18 protein-coding genes are annotated in these 17,943 nt (G+C 68.2%); 10 read left to right on the top strand and 8 right to left on the bottom strand.

Going from position 1 to position 17,943, the window contains the following annotated elements:
- The first annotated feature begins 512 nt into the window (after positions 1–512).
- The 3 genes from M5E06_RS26785 to M5E06_RS26775 are packed head-to-tail and all read left to right on the top strand — an operon-like array spanning position 513 to position 3,053.
- Positions 513–890 carry a FeoA family protein gene (locus tag M5E06_RS26785; protein ID WP_252140829.1) on the top strand — a complete coding sequence of 126 codons (378 nt, stop codon included), beginning with the start codon at positions 513–515 and terminating at the stop codon, positions 888–890.
- A 36-nt stretch (positions 891–926) separates the two neighbouring features.
- Positions 927–2,837, top strand: coding sequence for a ferrous iron transport protein B (gene feoB, locus M5E06_RS26780; RefSeq protein WP_252140828.1), 1,911 nt, complete (start codon positions 927–929; stop codon positions 2,835–2,837).
- A 3-nt stretch (positions 2,838–2,840) separates the two neighbouring features.
- Positions 2,841–3,053 (top strand): hypothetical protein, encoded by a 213-nt coding sequence (locus M5E06_RS26775; protein WP_252140827.1) that lies wholly within the window; start codon positions 2,841–2,843, stop codon positions 3,051–3,053.
- A 4-nt stretch (positions 3,054–3,057) separates the two neighbouring features.
- Here the strand turns inward: M5E06_RS26775 and mntR are convergent, their stop codons facing one another.
- Entirely contained in the window at positions 3,058–3,519 is a 462-nt protein-coding gene (gene mntR, locus M5E06_RS26770; RefSeq protein ID WP_252140826.1) for a manganese-binding transcriptional regulator MntR, read from the bottom strand.
- 113 nt (positions 3,520–3,632) lie between these two features.
- On the opposite strand from mntR, the gene M5E06_RS26765 reads away from it, so the two are divergent.
- Together M5E06_RS26765 and M5E06_RS26760 are read left to right on the top strand one after the other, a co-directional pair.
- Positions 3,633–4,991: an Nramp family divalent metal transporter gene (locus tag M5E06_RS26765; protein WP_252140825.1), complete on the top strand. Its 1,359-nt coding sequence runs from the start codon at positions 3,633–3,635 to the stop codon at positions 4,989–4,991.
- A gap of 78 nt (positions 4,992–5,069) precedes the next feature.
- Positions 5,070–5,507, top strand: coding sequence for a hypothetical protein (locus M5E06_RS26760; protein ID WP_252140824.1), 438 nt, complete (start codon positions 5,070–5,072; stop codon positions 5,505–5,507).
- Positions 5,508–5,598: 91 nt separating this feature from the next.
- On the opposite strand, the gene M5E06_RS26755 is transcribed toward M5E06_RS26760, so the two are convergent.
- Positions 5,599–6,096, bottom strand: a complete 498-nt coding sequence (locus M5E06_RS26755) for a nuclear transport factor 2 family protein (RefSeq protein WP_252140823.1) — start codon at positions 6,094–6,096, stop codon at positions 5,599–5,601.
- A gap of 267 nt (positions 6,097–6,363) precedes the next feature.
- Between M5E06_RS26755 and M5E06_RS26750 the strand changes: the two genes are divergently transcribed.
- The gene (locus tag M5E06_RS26750; protein WP_252140822.1) at positions 6,364–6,741 is read left to right on the top strand and encodes a hypothetical protein; all 378 of its coding nucleotides are present in this window, start codon (positions 6,364–6,366) and stop codon (positions 6,739–6,741) included.
- A 43-nt stretch (positions 6,742–6,784) separates the two neighbouring features.
- Here M5E06_RS26750 and M5E06_RS26745 read toward each other — a convergent pair whose 3' ends face one another.
- The 3 genes from M5E06_RS26745 to rpoZ form a co-directional block, all read right to left on the bottom strand.
- Positions 6,785–7,321, bottom strand: coding sequence for an HD domain-containing protein (locus M5E06_RS26745; protein WP_252140821.1), 537 nt, complete (start codon positions 7,319–7,321; stop codon positions 6,785–6,787).
- Between the two features lie 170 nt (positions 7,322–7,491).
- Entirely contained in the window at positions 7,492–8,358 is an 867-nt protein-coding gene (gene fdhD, locus M5E06_RS26740) for a formate dehydrogenase accessory sulfurtransferase FdhD (RefSeq protein WP_252140820.1), read from the bottom strand.
- A 131-nt stretch (positions 8,359–8,489) separates the two neighbouring features.
- Positions 8,490–8,945 carry a DNA-directed RNA polymerase subunit omega gene (gene rpoZ, locus M5E06_RS26735; protein WP_252140819.1) on the bottom strand — a complete coding sequence of 152 codons (456 nt, stop codon included), beginning with the start codon at positions 8,943–8,945 and terminating at the stop codon, positions 8,490–8,492.
- A gap of 261 nt (positions 8,946–9,206) precedes the next feature.
- On the opposite strand from rpoZ, the gene M5E06_RS26730 reads away from it, so the two are divergent.
- Genes M5E06_RS26730 through M5E06_RS26720 form a run of 3 tightly spaced genes read left to right on the top strand, consistent with a single transcriptional unit; the run spans position 9,207 to position 13,939 of the window.
- On the top strand, positions 9,207–12,962 hold the full coding sequence (locus M5E06_RS26730) for a PAS domain-containing protein (protein WP_252140818.1): 3,756 nt from the start codon (positions 9,207–9,209) through the stop codon (positions 12,960–12,962).
- Positions 12,955–13,341, top strand: coding sequence for a response regulator (locus M5E06_RS26725; RefSeq protein ID WP_252140817.1), 387 nt, complete (start codon positions 12,955–12,957; stop codon positions 13,339–13,341). The genes M5E06_RS26730 and M5E06_RS26725 overlap by 8 nt, the downstream gene beginning before the upstream one ends.
- Positions 13,342–13,348: 7 nt before the next feature.
- The gene (locus M5E06_RS26720) at positions 13,349–13,939 is read left to right on the top strand and encodes a DUF533 domain-containing protein (RefSeq protein ID WP_252140816.1); all 591 of its coding nucleotides are present in this window, start codon (positions 13,349–13,351) and stop codon (positions 13,937–13,939) included.
- A 15-nt stretch (positions 13,940–13,954) separates the two neighbouring features.
- Here M5E06_RS26720 and M5E06_RS26715 read toward each other — a convergent pair whose 3' ends face one another.
- Positions 13,955–14,386, bottom strand: coding sequence for a CBS domain-containing protein (locus M5E06_RS26715; RefSeq protein ID WP_252140815.1), 432 nt, complete (start codon positions 14,384–14,386; stop codon positions 13,955–13,957).
- A gap of 79 nt (positions 14,387–14,465) precedes the next feature.
- Positions 14,466–16,232, bottom strand: coding sequence for an SLC13 family permease (locus tag M5E06_RS26710; RefSeq protein ID WP_252140814.1), 1,767 nt, complete (start codon positions 16,230–16,232; stop codon positions 14,466–14,468).
- A 285-nt stretch (positions 16,233–16,517) separates the two neighbouring features.
- On the opposite strand from M5E06_RS26710, the gene M5E06_RS26705 reads away from it, so the two are divergent.
- Positions 16,518–16,835: a hypothetical protein gene (locus M5E06_RS26705; RefSeq protein ID WP_252140813.1), complete on the top strand. Its 318-nt coding sequence runs from the start codon at positions 16,518–16,520 to the stop codon at positions 16,833–16,835.
- Positions 16,836–16,964: 129 nt separating this feature from the next.
- Here M5E06_RS26705 and M5E06_RS26700 read toward each other — a convergent pair whose 3' ends face one another.
- Entirely contained in the window at positions 16,965–17,858 is an 894-nt protein-coding gene (locus tag M5E06_RS26700; RefSeq protein ID WP_252140812.1) for a LysR family transcriptional regulator, read from the bottom strand.
- Between the last annotated feature and the right edge of the window lie 85 nt (positions 17,859–17,943).

The following is a 17,943-nucleotide window of genomic DNA, read 5'->3' as shown; positions in this document are numbered from 1 at the left end:
AATAAAAGTTTCCGCTTAGTGGATGCATACGCTGGTATGTAGTCGGTTGGAGGTACTGATATAAAAAATACTTGGAAAAATGCGGCGATTTTATTTTCGAATGACTGAGTTTTGTACGGTTTTCCACAGATAATGACCATGCTTAAGGCCGAACGGTCATCCTTGAACTAACAATTTGCGAGCTCCGGCAAACCAATGCACATCTTGGTTGCAGCGCAGCAAAACTTGAACGTTGCAATTTCGAATTGGTCCACCTGTCAGATCTTCATATGACATGCGAGTTGGAGGGAGGCGAAGCGCCGAAAGCCGCTCCTCTGCCCGGCGGGAAGATAAAGAAAATTGTTCCCCATCGGGATTGGGCAGTCTCGCCCTGCCTCCTCCCCGCCCGGCGAGCGGGCTCCGCGGCGCTTCGTCACATCGCAAATGAAAATTATTCGCATCAATATGGTGTCGGCGGCCATTGCCGCTGATCCGCACGTCCTCTGCAGCGTGCTGCCGATAGGTGTTTTCCGATGACTCCGCCGTTGCCCGCCTCCGTTCGCGATGCCACTCCCTCCCCCGCCACCCGTCTGGTTCCCGGCCAAGCACCCGGCCGGATGCCCAGAGGCTCCGCCGACCCTCCAGCCAGCGGCGACAGCTGCCGTCTCGGCGCGTTGCGCAAGGGTCAGCGCGCGGTGGTGACCGGCCTCGACGAGGCCGCCGTCGTCACCCCGCTGCCGCCCGGCGAACTGGAACGCCGCATGATCGAGATGGGCCTGATCGAAGGTGCCCGCGTGGAAATCCTGCATGAGGGATTCCCCGGCGCCGATCCGCTTGCCGTGCGCATCGACGACCACACGCTGGCCCTGCGCCGGGCGGAGGCGCACGCCGTTCTGGTGACGCTCGGCTGAGCCGTCGCCTCCTCTTCCAGCGGAAGGGTTTCCGCGATGTCCGATACCGTTCTCTCCAATCCCGCGTTTCTGGCCGCGCCGCCGCGCATCGCGCTGGTCGGCAATCCCAACTGCGGCAAGACCGCCCTGTTCAACGCCCTGACCGGCGCCCGCCAGAAGGTGGCGAACTATCCCGGCGTGACGGTCGAGCGCAAGGTCGGCGAATTCCTCAGCCCCGCCGGCACCCGCGTGCAGATCGTCGATCTGCCCGGAACCTACAGCTTGCGCGCCCGCTCCCCCGACGAGGAGGTGACGCGCGACGTCGTGCTGGGCCGCTTCCAGCACGAGGCGCCGCCCGACGCCATGGTCTGCGTCGCCGACGCCACCAACCTGCGCCTGCATCTGCGGCTGGTGCTGGAGTTGAAGAAGCTCGGCCGTCCGATCATCCTCGCGCTCAACATGATGGACGTGGCGGAGGCGCGCGGCTGCCGTGTCGATGCGGCGGCCCTGTCGGCGGCGCTGGGCGTCCCGGTGGTGCCGACGGTAGCGGTCAAGCGCAGCGGTGTGACCGGTCTGCTCGACCAGATCGACCGTAGCATGATGGCGATGACGACCGATCTCGCCACCGCGCCCTGCGGCTGGAGCGAGCCCTCGGCGCGGGAATTGCGCGCCTATCACCAGGAAGTTGAGAGCATCCTGGCCGCCGCCCTTCAGGATGCCGGCAAGCCGTCGGTCGCCACCCGGCGCATCGACGCGGCCCTGCTGCATCCGGCGGTCGGCCTGCCCTTTCTGTTGCTGGTGCTGTTCCTGATGTTCCAGGCGGTGTTCGCCTGGGCCGCCGTGCCGATGGACATGATCGACGGCGCGCTGGGCTGGGTGCAGGCCACCGCCGGTGCCGCCCTGCCGGACGGCATGCTGAAAAGCCTGATCACCGACGGCATCATCGCCGGGGTGGGCAGCGTACTGATCTTCCTGCCGCAGATCCTGGTGCTGTTCTTCTTCATCCTGATGCTGGAATCCACCGGCTATATGGCGCGGGCTGCCTTCCTGCTCGACCGGCTGATGGGCGGGGTCGGGCTGCATGGCCGGGCCTTCATTCCGCTGCTGTCCAGCTTCGCCTGCGCGGTTCCCGGCATCATGGCCGCCCGCACCATCGAGAACCGCGCCGACCGGCTGGCGACCATCATGATCGCGCCGCTGATGACCTGCTCGGCCCGCCTGCCGGTCTACACCCTCATCATCGCGGCCTTCGTCCCCAACCGGACGGTGGCCGGCGGCATGATCGGGCTGCAGGGGCTGGTGATGTTCACCCTCTATGCCGCCGGCATCCTGTCGGCGCTGGCGGTCGCCTTCGTGCTGAAGCGCACGATCTTCAAGGGCGCCCGCGAGCCGCTGCTGATGGAACTGCCGTCCTACCGGCTGCCCAGCCCGCGCGACATCCTGCTGGGCCTGCTGGAGCGGACGCGCATCTTCCTGGCCCGCGCCGGCACGGTGATCTTCGCCATCATGATCCTGCTGTGGTTCCTCGGCAGCTTCCCGGCGGCGCCGGACGAGGCGACCGGTCCGGCCATCGACTACAGCTTCGCCGGGATGCTCGGCCATGCGCTGGCCCCGCTGCTCGCCCCCATCGGCTTCACCTGGCAGATCGCCATCGCCCTGGTGCCGGGCATGGCGGCGCGCGAGGTGGCTGTGGCCGCTCTCGGCACCGTCTATGCGCTGAGCGAGACGGGCGACGCGCTGTCCGGTTCGCTGGCCGGCGTGCTGGCGGCGGACTGGAGCCTGCCGACCGCCCTGTCCCTGCTGGCATGGTTCGTCTTCGCCCCGCAATGCGTCTCCACCCTGTCGGTGGTGAAGCGGGAGACCAACAGCTGGTTCTGGATGCTGGTGATGATCGGCTACATGACGGCGCTCGCCTATGGTGCGGCCTTCGTCACCTTCCGGCTCTCCACCGCCCTGCTGGGAGGCTGAGTCATGATGGAAAGCCTCATCGTCGGGCTGATCGTCGCCGCCGCCTTCGCCTGGGTGACCTGGACCATCCTGCTGCCGGCATCCTTGCGCAACCGCCTGCGCCGTCTGGCCGGGCGGCCGGTCCCCTCACAGGCCGGCGGCTGCGGCGGAGGATGCTGTGGCTGCGACGCGGCCCTACCCCGTAAGCGCCCCGGCGGCTCCTGCGGAACGCACTGACGGGTCAGCCGCCCTTCGCCAGCGCCCGGCGGAAGGCGTCCAGCGTCTCGGCACTGACATGGTGCTCGATGCCCTCGGCATCGATCCGCGCGGTGTCGGCACTGACGCCGAGGGAACGGAGGAAAGCCACCACCGTCTGGTGGCGCTCCCGGCTTTCCTCGGCGATCCGCCGGCCGGCGTCGGTCAGGAACACGGCGCGGTACGGCTTGCGGTAGACCAGCCCGTCGGCCGCCAGCCGGTCCAGCATGCGGGCGACGGTCGGCTGCGCCACCCCCAGCCGCGCGGCAATGTCGACCTGCCGCGCCTCCTGCCCGTTTTCGATCAAATCGGCGATCAGCTCCACATAATCTTCGGCCAGCGCGGAGCGCTGCGCCTCCCGCGTCTTGCGGAAACCCTCGGCATGGAGTTCGGCATCGGGCAGCGCCGTCTCGGCGGGCGCGGATGCATCGCCTCCCCTGACTGTCACGCTTCGCCCCCCGGAAAAGTTTTGTTCCGGAAAGTATAGCATCTTGCATACTCGATGTCCCGGCACATACTTGATTGATACCAGTTTGCAATGCGGCCGGGAGCCACACGCCGATGTCGGAAGCCGAAGCCGCCGTGCCGCCCCCCAGCGCCTGGAGATACTCCAGCCAGGACGGGGACGGCCGGCCAAGCCTGCCGGAGGTCCATGCCTCCATCGCGGTGCCGCAGGGCGGCCTGTGGCTGCGCCGGCTGCTGGCCTTCGCCGGGCCGGGCTACATGGTGTCGGTCGGCTACATGGACCCCGGCAACTGGGCGACCGACCTCGCCGGCGGGTCGCAGTTCGGCTATACGCTGCTGTCGGTCATCATGCTGTCCAACCTGATGGCGATCCTGCTGCAGTCGCTGGCGGCGCGGCTGGGCATCGTCACCGGGCGCGATCTGGCCCAGGCCTGCCGTGACCATTACCCGCGTCCGATCAACCTGACGCTGTGGGTGGCGTGCGAGGCGGCGATCATCGCCTGCGACCTTGCCGAGGTCATCGGCACCGCCATCGCGCTGAACCTGCTGTTCGGCATCCCGCTGATCGGCGGCGCCCTGATCACCGCGCTCGACGCCTTCCTGGTGCTTCTGCTGATGCAGCGGGGCTTCCGCTATCTGGAGGCCTTCGTCGTCGCCCTGCTGACCATCATCGCCGGCTGCTTCCTGGTGCAGATCGTCGCCGCGGCCCCGCCGGTCGCCGCCGTCCTCCACGGCTTCGTGCCGACGACGGAGGTGGTGACCAACCCCGGCATGCTCTATGTCGCCATCGGCATCCTGGGCGCCACCGTGATGCCGCACAACCTGTACCTCCACTCCTCCATCGTGCAGACCCGCGCCTATCCGCGGACGGAGGAGGGGCGGCGCGACGCCATCACCTGGGCCACGGTCGACAGCACCATCGCGCTGATGCTGGCCCTGTTCGTCAACGCCGCCATCCTGATCCTGGCCGCCAGCGTCTTCCACGGCAGCGGCCATACCGAAGTGGCGGAGATCGGCGAGGCGTTCGAGCTGCTGTCGCCGCTGCTCGGTCTCGGCATCGCCTCCACCCTGTTCGCGGTGGCGCTGCTGGCGTCGGGCCTCAACTCCACGGTGACGGCGACGCTGGCCGGGCAGATCGTGATGGAGGGGTTCCTGCGGCTGCGCCTGCCGCACTGGGCGCGCCGGCTGCTGACCCGCGGGCTGGCCATCATCCCGGTGGTGGTGGTGACGGCGCTCTATGGCGAAAGCGGCACGGCGCAGCTGCTGGTGTTCAGCCAGGTCGTGCTGTCGATGCAGCTTCCGTTCGCGGTCATCCCGCTGGTCCGCTTCGTCACCGACCGCGGCAAGATGGGCCGCTTCGCCGTTCCGGGTTGGGTCGCCGGCCTGTCCTGGATCGTCGCCGGGGTCATCGTCGTGCTGAACCTGAAGCTGCTCTATGACACGGTTCTCGGCTGATCACCGTTGTGCATTTGAAAGGACGCTTTATCTGAGGGAAAGTACCATTTGTTTGCGCGCTGTCGCGGAGGACCAGAGATGGCCAACAGCCGGCATCGGACGATTTGGGCCTTGCGCGGCGGGTGCCTCGCCGTCGTCACCCTTCTAGCGAGTTCCTGTGCCAATCCGCAGGCGGAGCTGGCATTGCGCGCCCCCGTGGCGATGGTCGGCATGAGCAAGGCCAGCCTGCTGTCCTGTGCCGGGGTGCCGGAACGGTCGGCCGTCGCCGGCGATGCGGAGTATCTGGTCTACACCCGCCGGCAGACGCTGGTCGACCGCGATGTGGATTGGGAGCCCAGCCCCTGGCTCGGCCCGCGCGGCCCGATGCTGTGGGAGCCCGACGTGACCACCTGGTCCCGCACCTACAACTGCGAAGCCACCTTCGAACTGCATGGCGGGCAGGTCACCGCCGTCCGCTACAACGACCGGCGCGATCCCACGCTCTGCTACCAGATCGTTGGAAATTGCATGCGCTAGAGGCCGGCTGACGGCGAACGCCCTGCCGCCAGCGTCCTGGAGCGTCCCTGCCGCCTCCCACCACGAAGGAAGAAGGCGGCAGGCGGCCCCGTCAGGCTGCCGGAAGCGGGGAGGCTTGGCGGGCCAGCAGCTTCCAGCGTCCGTCGGTTTTCTTCCAGACTTGCAGCACCCGGATATGGGCGGTGTTGGTCTTGCCGTCCGGCAGGTTGTTGACCGAATCGAAGGTGTGACGGGCAACGGCGACATCGCCGATCACCTGGATCGAATGGTCGCTGAGGTCGAGCGCCTTGAAAGCGCTCTTGCCGTCCAGGCTGGCGACGAAGGCCGCCTTGTCCTCCAGCCGGCTGTTCGAATGTCCGTAGGTCAGCTGGTCCATCGTCATCGCCCGCAAGGTGGCGCCGTCGCCGGCCATCATGGCGTCGCGGAGCGCGTTCACCGCCTTCTCCACCTGCTGCGGGTCGTCGTCGTCGGCACGCGCGTCGGGCAGCGGCGCGATGACGGCGGCCACCGCCAGCCCGGCGGCGGCGGATGCGAGCAGACGGCGGCGCGAGCGGATATGGCCGGATTTGAAGACGTTCTTCTTGAGCATCGTGACCCTCCCAACCGATTGCGGTTATGCCCACCCAGGAGATGGCGGACCATGAAAGTGGTATACTAGTATTCACGCTTGCGCCACAAACCATTGGGGCATGTGCCGGTTGGCCGCAGGAGGATCGACGCGGAAATCCGGTTGGCATGCGCCCATTGGCATGAGCCTATGTGACTTTCCGGAGATCATCTTGTGATTGGCTGCGCCGGACAGGCCGGGCGGCTATGCTCCCCGCCGCGGTGAAGGATCGAGAGCGGGGGGAGAGGCATGACGACCAGACGGCGAAAGCTGCCACGCAAGCGCAAGGGCCGGCAGGCGACCGCGGTTCGCGGCGCGGCGGCAGAGCCGATCAATACGGGCCGCCCGTCCCAAGGTGGTTTGACGACCGCCGTGAGAGGGACTGCGGCGACCACGGCCAAGGCGGCCAAGGCTCGCGGCCGGGTGCGCTACGTGCCCACCCCCGATGCCGCTGCCGGCCGCTTCCTCAGCCCGGAGCAGCAATTTCTGCTGAAGAAGCGGCGCGAGGCGGAACAGCGCGAGGCCAAGGACCGCCGCACCGCCCTTGCCATCATCCTGGTGCTGGTCCTGCTGGCCGCCGGGGCGGTCGCCGGTCTGGTCTGGCTGTGGCGCTCGTCGGCGCTCTGACCTGACCGCCGCCTGCCCTGGTTGCCGCCCACCTTGGGTGCCGTCAGTGCGTCGCCCCGGCGAGCGCGGCGGCGTAGCGCTCGGCCAGCAGCGGGCTGGCGGGGGCGCAAGCTTCGGCGACGAGACGGGAGCCTTCGACATAGGCCTGGGCCCGCTCGACGCTCCACGACAGCGGGCGTTCGACCGCCAGTGCCTGCAGGATCGAGATCTGCTCGGCCAGCTTGATGCGCTTGGCGCCCTCCGGCGCGGCGGCGAGACGGGCGGCCTGGATCGCCTTGCGCTCGGAGATCGCCTTGCCGACATCCTCCGGCGCGTCGCTGACCGCCGCGACGAGGTCGGCGACCTCCCGGCCGAACCGCTCGGCCAGATCGGCGACGGTGGTCAGCCCATCCTCGACGGCGTCGTGCAGCCACGCGGCGGCGATCTCGGCCGGGCTGCCGCCGGCCTGCGCCACCAGTTCCGCCGTTTCCGACAGGTGCGAGACGAAGGGCGTGCGCGCCCGGTCGGGCCGATAGGTGCCTTCGTGCAGGCTCGCCGCGTGACGTAGTGCCGCGACGATCATTTCCTTGTCCATGGACATGTGCTCTCCTCCGTGCCGCTGTCAGGCAGGCAGGCGATGCCTGCGGCGGGAGGGCAACAACGGCCGGTCCCGTGCGCTTGGCAGCGGATGCGGAGATGGTCGGCCCGCGCAAGGCCGATGTCCAGACTTCCAGCCGGCGGCAGATCGCCGCGGCTCCGCCTGGGTGGAGATCACGCCGGCGTCAGCACCCGCGAGGGAGCAGCATAGACGGTGAAGCGGCCGTCACGCACATAGGCGACCACCCCCACGCCCACCGCCTCGGCGAAGCCGACGCACAGCGATGTCGGAGCGGAGATGGCGGCGATCAGCGGGATGCCGGCCGCAGCGGTCTTGTGGACCATCTCGAAGGAGCAGCGGCTCGACACCACGACGAAGCCGGCAGCCGGGTCGACACCGGCGCGGGCCAGCGCACCGATCAGCTTGTCGAGCGCGTTATGCCGTCCGACATCCTCGCGCACGGCGACCAGCCGCCCGTCCGGATGGGCGAAGCCGGCGGCATGGACGGCCCCGGTCTCCCGGTTCAGCCGCTGCCCCGACGGCAAGGCCGCCATGGCGCGGCGGATGGCGTCGGGCGCGATGCGGGCGGTGGAGCGGACGGGGTCGAGCGGCCGCAGCGCCTCCGCGAAGCTGTCGGTGCCGCAACGGCCACAGCCGGAGCCGCCCATCAGGTTGCGCTTGCGCCGCAGCAAGGCGGCCAGCCGCTCCACCGGCAGTTCCATGCGGATGCGCACGCCGTCCGTCACCTCGTCGATGGCGGTGACGGCCAGCTCCTCGGCGCTGCCGACGATTCCTTCGCTCAGCGAGAAGCCGGTGGCGAAATCCTCAAGGTCGGTCGGGGTCGCCAGCATGACGGAGAAGAGGTCGCCGGCATAGACCAGCCCGACCGGCACCTCGTCGATGACCGTCTCCTCCCGCTCCGCCATCGCGGATCCGGTGCAGACGGTCGCCGGCACCAGCCTGACGCCCTCACGGGAAAGCGGATGCGACAGGGCTGGCGGCACGGGCGATGGGGGAGCCCAGGCGTTTGCATGATCCATGATTTGGCCGGGACCCTGACTGCGGTGGAAGGGCGGGTGAGGACGAGCGCCGGCCGATCCGTTCGCCGCAGCGCGCAGGGATAACGTCCGAGCCGGGACATCGGTCCCAGCTTTATTCCTGCGTTCCGCAGTTACGGCCCTACATCCCCGTCGGCATCGTCGCCGACCACGTCGTCCTCCGACATGCCGAAGGCCGCACCCGGCTTCCGGTCCATCTCCGAAGCCATGTCGTCGTCCTCGGTGATGTCCTCCTCGGCGTCGCTCATGCTGTCCTCGTCGGCGAGCGAGGTGTCGCTGGTGTGCATCCAGCTGTTCTCGTCCGCCATCAGTTCGACGATTTCCTCCTCGGGTTCGTCGGTCTCCACGATCTTCTGATGGCCGCGAATCAGATTCTCGCGCAGGTCGGGCAGCGACAGCGTCTTGTCCGCGATCTCGCGAAGGGCGACGACCGGGTTCTTGTCGTTGTCGCGGTCGATCGACAGCGGCGCACCGCCGGCGATCTGGCGGGCACGCTGCGCCGCCATCATCACCAGATCGAAACGGTTGGGGATAAGAAGGACGCAATCCTCGACGGTGACACGAGCCATTCCACAGATACTCCAGACAAAGAACAAGGCTTCTCGGGGGCGGCCGGCAGCCATACCACCCCCGCGACCATTCAACAGCGCCGACGGCCATTCGTACCGCCGCTCACTGGTCATATCGCATCGGAGGAATGGGGGCCCGCCCCATCGGGACGTGGCCCTCCTGCGATCTTGCGGGTCTACGGCGGTAATCCGCCACGCCGGAGCGGACGAATGCCGCGGCCGGCTGTTCAATTGCCGTCGCTCCCCGCCCGTACATGGTTCATGCCCCCCGCCAGACCCTCCGCCCGGCCCTCCGCCCGGATCGCCCAAACCGACAGCCACCTCGCCGAACGCCTCGCCCGCAGGGAGAGGCAGCAGGATCTGCTGGCCCGCTTCGGCATCGCCGCCCTGAAAAGCGCCAACATCGACGCCCTGCTGCAACAGGCGACCACCCTGTGCGCCGAAGGGCTGGAGGCCGAACTGTGCAAGGTCCTGGAATGGGTGGAGGATCCGGACGGCGCCGAACGCCTGCTGGTCCGCGCCGGCGTCGGCTGGAACCCCGGCGTGGTCGGGCATCGGTCGCTCGGCGCCGACCTCGCCTCCCCCGCCGGCTACGCGCTGAAGACCGGCGAGCCGGTGATCTCCAACGATCTTGGCCTTGAGTCCCGCTTCCGTTGCCCCGACCTGCTGGCCGAACACGGGGTCAAGCGCGCCATCAACGTCATCATCCGTGGCGAGGGCGAGCCCTTCGGCGTGCTGGAGGTCGACAGCCGCCGCGACGGCCGCTTCGTTGAGGCCGACGCCGCCTTCCTCCAGGGGGTCGCCAACCTGCTCGGCGGCGCCATCGACCGCGCCCGCGACGCCGCCGAGCGACGCCGCACCGAGACGCTGCTGCGCGAGAACGAGGCCCAGTTCCGCAGCCTCGCCGACCTGATCCCGCAACTGACCTGGATGGCCGACGCCAATGGCGCCGTCTATTGGTACAATCGGCGCTGGTACGAGTTCACCGGGGCCGAGCCGGGTGAGACGGAAGGCTGGAACTGGCGGAGCGTCCACCACCCCGACCATGTCGACCGCGCGTCGGACGGCTTCTTCCGCGCGATCGGGGCGGGGGAACCGTGGGAGGACACCTTCCCCCTGCGCGGCAAGGACGGCCAATACCGCTGGTTCCTGTCCCGCGCCGTGCCGGTGCGCGACCGGGACGCACGCATCCTGCGCTGGCTCGGCACCAACACCGACGTCACCGAACAGCGCCGGGCCGAATCCCGCATGATGGAGGCGGAACGCCGGCTGCAGCTGGCGCTCAGTGCCGCGCGGATCGGCGCCTGGTCCTGGAACCTGGAGGACGACCGCATCGAGGCCGATCCCCGGCTGCGCGAGATCTTCGACTTCACGGCAGAGGAGCCGATCCGCGGGCAGGACGTGACCAGCCGCGTCCATCCCGACGACCAGCCACGGATCGGTCAGATCATCGACACCGCCCGGCGCCGGCGTGGCGAGTATGACGCGGAATTCCGCATCCTGCTGCCGTCGGGCGAGGTGCGCTGGGCGGTGGCGCGCGGCGTGGTCACCGACGGCACGCCGGAACGCAGCCTGACCCTGATCGGCGTCACCTGGGACACCACCGACGCCAAACGGGCGGAGGAAAAGCTGCGCCTCAGCGAGGCGCGCTTCCGTTCGCTGGTCGAGGCGACCGCCGCCATCGTCTGGAGCACGTCGGGCGCCGGCCGTTTCGAGACCCCGCAGCCGAGCTGGAGCAGCTTCACCGGCCAGACCTTCGACGAGTTGAAGGGAACCGGCTGGGTCGAGGCCATCCATCCCGACGACCGCCCCCACACCTCGGAGGCCTGGCGCGCCGCGCGGGCGGGGAAGACCGTCTACAAGGCCGAGCACCGCCTGCGCCGCTACGACGGCGTCTATCGCGACATGCTGGTCCGCGCCGTGCCCCTGCTGGACGCCGGCGGCACCGTCCAGGAATGGGTCGGCGTCCACACCGACATCACCACCCGCCGCCGGGCCGAGGAGGCGCTGCGCGAGACGGAGGAACGCTACCGGCTGGCGGCCCAGGCGACCAACGACGCCATCTGGGACTGGAACCTGTCGTCCGACCGCATCCATTGGAACGAGGCGGTGCGCACCCTCTTCGGCTATGGCGAGGATGTGTCGGAGACCTCCGCCTCCTGGTGGATGGACCACATCCACCCCGACGACCAGGACCATGTGGTGACCGGCATCCATGCGGTGATCGACGGCGGCGGCACGCGCTGGAACGACGAATACCGGTTCCGCCGCGCCGACGGCAGCTATGCCAGCATCCTCGACCGCGGCTTCGTCCTGCGCAGCCCGATCGGCCAGCCCCAGCGCATGATCGGCGCCATGCAGGACATCAGCGTGCGCAAGCGGGCGGAGGAGGAGCTGGAAGCCGCCCGCCTCGCCGCCGAGGAGGCCAACCGGGCCAAGAGCCTGTTCATCGCCAACATGAGCCACGAGCTGCGTACCCCGCTCAGCGCCGTCATCGGCTACACCGAAATGCTGGAGGAGGAGCTGGCCGACCTCGGCGTCGACAGCATGCTGCCCGACCTGGAGAAGATCGAGGCGAACGCCCGCCATCTGCTGACCCTCATCAACGGCGTTCTCGACATCTCGAAGATCGAGGCCGGCAAGATGGAGGTGCATGGCGAGGATGCCGACATCGCCGACCTGACGCGCGAGGTCGCCGCGACGGTGGAGGCGCTTGTCTCCAAGAAGGGCAACCGGCTGGCGGTGGAGGTGGCGGACGACGTGGGGCGCATGCACACCGACGTGGTGAAGGTGCGCCAGTGCCTGTTCAACCTGCTGAGCAACGCCGCGAAGTTCACCGAGAACGGCACCGTTACCCTGTCGGTGGAACGGGCGCCCCCCAGCCCGCAGGGCGCGGGTGAAGTCTCGCCGGTCGACATGGTCGTCTTCCGCGTCACCGACACCGGCATCGGCATGACGGCGGAACAGGTCCGCCGGCTGTTCGAACGCTTCATGCAGGCCGACAGCTCCACCACCCGCCGTTTCGGCGGGACCGGGCTGGGTCTGGCGATCACCAAGGCCTTCGCCGACATGCTGGGCGGGGAGGTCGCGATCGACACCGCGCCGGCCAAGGGAACCAGCTTCACCCTGCGCCTGCCGGCCGACCTGCGGCACAGTAGGCTGCCCGGCTCCGCCGAGGCCGGACCGGTTCGCCTCGAAGAGGTGCCGCCGGCGCAGGCCGCGCGCGAGACCATCCTCATCATCGACGACGAACAGGCGATGCGCGAACTGCTCGCCCGTTTCCTTCACCGCGAGGGCTACGGCGTGGCGCTGGCCGCCGACGGGCAGACCGGCCTGTCGATCGCCCGGCAGATCCGTCCGCGCGCCATCCTGCTGGACGTGATGATGCCGCGCACCGACGGCTGGTCGGTGCTGTCGGTGCTGAAGGCCGAGCCCGACCTTGCCGACATTCCCGTCATCATCATCTCGTCCCGCCGGGAAAAGGGGCTGGCCCTGTCGCTGGGCGCCGCCGACTATTTCACCAAGCCGGTGGACTGGCAGCGCCTGCACCGGGTTTTGAGCGGCCTCAGCGGACAGGCTCCCGGCACGGCGCTGGTGCTGATGGAAGCCGACGAGACCCGTGCCCTGCTGGGCGCCGAGCTGGGCCGCGACGGCTGGCAGGTCGCCGAGGCCGAGACGGAGGAGGAGGCCTTCCGCCGGCTCGCCGCCGCCACGCCGACCGTCATCCTGCTCGACCCCTTCACGCCCGGTCTGGATGGTTTCGATTTCCTCAAGGCGCTGTGCCGCGACCCGGACTGGTGCCGCATCCCCGTCATCGTCGTTGCCGCCCAGGAAATCGGGCGCGATGAGACGGAGGAACTGCGCGGCCGGGTCCGCGACATCATCCCGATGGCAGAGGATGGATCGGATGGGATGATCGAAGAGTTGAAGGAAGCGATCGCACGCCTGCGGCCCCCTCCCCCCGAAGCGGGCAAGGGAGCGGGACAGGCGGACGGAACGGGAGGTACCGATGGCTAAGCTGTTGCTGGTCGAGGATCACGAGGAAATCTGGGACTTCCTGTCGCGCCGGCTGAAGCGGCGCGGGTTCGACGTCGTTCTCGCCTTCGATGGCCGCCAGGGCGTGGACATGGCGCGCGACGAGCGGCCGGACGTCATCCTGCTCGACATGAACCTGCCGGTCATTGATGGCTGGACCGCCGCCCGCGAGTTGAAGGCGGGTCAGGAAACCTCTGGAATCCCGATCATCGCCTTGACCGCACACGCCATGTCCGGCGACCGCGAGAAGACGCTGCAGGCGGGCTGCGATGATTACCACCCGAAGCCAATCGATTTCTCCCGCCTGCTGACCCAGATCGACACCGCCATGCAGCGCGGGCCGCAACCGGCCGCGGAGTAGCCACAGGATGACCCAAACCAAGCCAAGCCTGCTGACGCGGCTGTTCGGCGGTGCGCAGGAGGCGCCCACCCCGGACCCACTCCCCACTCCCACCTCCGCCAAGCCGGCGGAAACCGGCGGGGCGAGGCCGCGCCTGGGCCACGAGCCGGTGCTGCACACCATGCTGGCCCGCCAGATTCTGGACGCCCATCTGCGCAACCGCCATCAACTGCTCGACCGCGCGCCGACGGACTTCCGCAGCTTCGACGCGGAGGAAACCGATCTGCTGGTCCGCGCCATGGCCGCCGCCGCCCATGCCGACGGCGAACTGGACGCGACGGAGCGCGGCCGGATCCGCAGCAGGCTCAACACCAGCAGCCTGGAGGAAGAGGACCGCGACCGCCTGCAGCGGCAGGTCGAGCAGCCGCAATGCCTGGAGGAGTTGATCCGTCGGGTCGACGGCCCGCGGATGGCCGCGCGCTTCTACGCCGTGTCACTGGCGACGGTGGACAAGCACGCGCCGATCAACCGCTCCTACCTGCGCTATCTCGCCCAGCGCCTGGGCCTTCCCGCCGATCTGGTGGTCCGGCTGAACCGGCAGATGGGGCTGCGGCTTTAGGCGGGCCGCTTCCGCTCACACGTCCTGCCCACTGGCGCTGAGTTCGCCCAGCGCATCGCGGATCGTGCCGGTGTCCAGCAGCAGCCGGCGCGAAATGTCGCTCAGCGTCAGCCAGCCGACCACCTGGCCGCCCTCGTCCAGCACCGGCAGGCGCCGCACGTGATAGGCGCCCATGATGTCCATTGCCGTGGCCAGCGTGTCGGTGTCGCGGCAGGTGAACAGCGCGCTGGACATCACCTCGCGCACCCGCACCCGCGCGTTATCGCCGCCCTCCGCCACCACACGGAACAGGATGTCGCGGTCGGTCAGGATGCCCACGAGATCGTCGGCCGAGCCGACCGGCAGGGCGCCGACGTCCAGTTCCCCCATCAGCGTCGCGGCGTCCTGCACGGTGGCGTCCGGCGAGATGAACTCCAGCGCTTTCGCCATGATCTCGGAAACCTGCACGGTCGTCTTCCTCGTTGTTCCGGTTTGGGGAACGGAGCCCCCGTCCTGGTGTTCCCCGTCCCTATGCTCAACGTCCTGCTCACCCGTTCAGCGGCCAGAACGTGACGATCAGCCAGGTGCCCAGCGTCAGGATGATCAGCGACAGCGGCACCCCCAGCCGCGGATAATCGCCGAACCGGTAGCCGCCCGGCCCCATCACCAGCGTGTTGCACTGGTGGCCGATCGGCGTCAGGAAATCGCTGCCGGCGCCGACCGCCACCGCCATCAGGAACGGGTCGGGGCTCAGCCCCAGCTGCTGCGCCACCCCGGCCCCGATGGGCGCCATCACCAGCACCGTCGCGGCATTGTTCAGGAAGGGTGTCACCGCCATCGCCGCCGCCATGATCAGCGTCACGCAGGCCACCGCCGGAAGCCCGCGCGCCGCATCTGCCAGCAGGGTGGAGATCACCTGCGTCGCACCGGTGCTCTCCAGCGTGCCGCTGACCGGGATCAAGGCGGCGAGCAGGATGATGATCGGCCACTCCACCGCGTGATAGGCATCCTCGACGCTCAGCACGCCGGTGACGACCATCGCCGCCGCAGCCGCGAGGAAGGTCACCGCCAGCGGCGCCAGATGGAAGCCGAGCACCAGCATCGTGATGACGAGGATCCCGACCGGCACCCAGACCGGCCGGCGCTGGCCGATCTGCAGGCGGCGTTCCGCCAGCGGGATCAGGCCGGCATCGGCCAGCGCATCGGGATAGCGCTCCGCCGGCACCTGAAGCAGCAGCAGGTCGCCCTCCCGGAACATGACATGGTGCAGGCGCCGGGCGATCCGCTCACCGGTCCGGCTGACCGCCAGCAGGCTGACGCCGAAGCGGCGCCGCAGATCCAGGTTCCGGTCGGAATGGCCGGCCAGCGGCGAGTCCGGCGTGACCACCGCCTCGACCGCCAGCAATTCGCCCTCCACCCCCTCCAGGATGCCCAGCGGCTCCAGCGACGCCCCCTGCACAAGGCGTTGCAGGGCCGGGGCATCGCCCTCCAGCACCAGCACGTCGTCGGCCAGCAGGGTCCAATGCCGATCCGGCACATAGCGGCGGAAGCGCTCGCGGATCAGACCGATCACCTGCGCCTCGCCCTCCGCCAGCGCCTCGACATCGGCGACGGTGCGGCCAACGAAGGACGATCCGGCCGGCAGCCTCATCTCGCTGGCGTAATTTTCGACGGCGAAGGTCTCCTCGGCCGACCGGGCACCGCTGCGGTCCTGGGGCAGCAGGCGCCAGCCGACCATCAGGAACAGCAGCCCGACCACCGTGATGCCCAGCCCGACCGGCAGATAGTCGAACATCGAGAATGGCTGCCCGACGATCTCCGTCCGCACGCGGGATACGATGATGTTGGGGGAGGTACCAACCAGCGTCATCAGCCCGCCCATCAGCGAGGCGAAGGCCATTGGCATCAGCACCCGGTGTGCTCCCGTCCGATGCCGCCGCGCCAGCTGCATGGTGATCGGCAGGAAAATGGCGAGCGCGCCGATGTTCTTCATCAGCGCCGACATGAAGGCCACCGATCCGCACAGGAAGGCGATCTGCCGCGTCGGCGTGCTGAGCTTCGCCGCCACCGGCCGCACCAGCGCGTCGATCACCCCCGACCGGGCGATGCCGGCGCTGACGATCAGGGCGGAGGCGATGATGATGACGATGTCGTCGGCAAAGCCGGAAAACGCCTCCTTCGCCGGGACCAGCCCCAGGAACACGCCGGCCAGCAGGGCCAGCACCGCAACCACATCGAAACGCAGCCTGTTCCAGATCAGCATCGCCACCACGATGCCCACCAGCGCGAAGGCCATGAACTGCTGAAGGGTCATCGGGTGTCCATGTGTTGATGTCGCCCGCTTGTAACCCCGCGGCACCCCGCTGGTTCCCGCAGCGTCCGCGCTTGGGTTTTGAAGCGGTGGTCAACGTCCTCCCGAACCGCCAGTTTCGCCACGGTTCCACAGAAGACCTCATTTCCCGGACCGAATGCCGGGAACCCGGGCTGCCTGATCGAGTTGTACTGGACAGGTCTTGCGGGCGGTCGCCGCAGCCAGCTTTTCACATCGGTCTTCCTGAGGACTGCAGGATTTTCCGGAACATTTGGACGGAGTGAACCCATGCGACGCATTCTCATCCTTGCTGCCGCCGCCGTGCCCCTGATGCTTGCGGGCTGCGCTTCCGAAAACAGCAGCAGCTATGGAACCTCCGGCAGCACGGGAGCGAGCCAACAGACGGTCTCGCCGAATGAGCCCGGCATGGGCCAGAGCCAGACCCGCAAGTCGCTGAACGATTCCAGCCGGGCCGGATCCGGGGCCAGCGGCATGGCCTACGACAACAACGAGACGGTTTCGCCGAACGAGCCCGGCATGGGTCAGAGCAAGACCCGCAAGTCGCTGCCGAACACCGCCGGGAAATCCTCCTCCTCGTCCTGGTAAGGACGGACGGAAAAAGTCCTGGTAAGGACGGACAGGGAAAGTCCTGGTAAGGACGGGCTTCCCCAGCACGAAAAGCTCCCCCGCACCGCGGCGGGGGCTTTTTCGTGCCCGAAGGGCGGCCAGTCCGCTCTAGCCACGCGGACTGTCGAACACCTCCGACAGCCAGTCGATGAAAACTCTTATCCGCGACGACAGATGGCGGTTCTGCGGATAGACCACCGATACCGGCATCGGTGGGGGCGGGAAGGCTTCCAACACCGGGACCAGTTGCCCGGCGGCGATCTGGTGCTCCACGCGATAGCGCGGGACCTGTATCAGCCCCAACCCTGCGACAGCCGACGCCGTGTAGATCTCCGCCCCGCGGACAACGACATCGTAGGGCAGTTGAACCTCCCAGTCCCGCTCCCGCGTTTTGAACTCCATCGGATAGGATTGCCCGGTCGCCGAGGCGGCATAGCCGACCATCCGATGACCGTCGAGATCGTCCGGCGTCGACGGGATGCCATGACGGTCGAGATAGGCGGGACTGGCCAGGGTCAGTTGCTCGAACACCGTGATGCGGCGGCCGATCAGGGAAAAGTCGGACAGATCGCCTGCCCGCACGACACAATCGACGCCCTCGGTGATGAGGTCCACCATCCGGTCGCCTTCGCTGAGGTTCAGTGAAATTCCCGGATAGCGCGCGATGAAGGCAGGGAGCGCCGGCAGGATGAAGAACCGCGCGATGGTTCCCTGCATGTCGACGCGGAGCGGCCCCCTGGGCTCGGCGTTCCTGAAGACGCTCTGCATCTCGTCGAGATCGGCGAGGAGCCGAAGGCAGCGCTCATGGTAGAGCGAGCCGTCGAGCGTCGTCCGGACAGTCCGTGTCGTCCGTTCCAGCAGCCGGACGCCGAGATCCGCTTCGAGGCGCTGAATAGCATGTGTGGCGGTCGGGCGTGGAACCTGCAGGTCCCGCGCGGCCTGGGCGAAGCTCCCACGCTCGACGATCCTGACGAACAGACGCATGACATCGATGCGATCCATGGCTGGCCCAAGCGATTGTTAGTTTCAGTGAAATGGTGATGTCAAATTAGCTAGTCTACCCCGGATTTCCAAAACAGACGATTTT

This window comes from Azospirillum sp. A1-3, assembly GCF_023806445.1.
Taxonomy (GTDB): domain Bacteria; phylum Pseudomonadota; class Alphaproteobacteria; order Azospirillales; family Azospirillaceae; genus Azospirillum.
The sequence above is the reverse complement of the archived record's forward strand: the minus strand, read 5'-3'. Positions and strand labels throughout refer to the sequence as shown.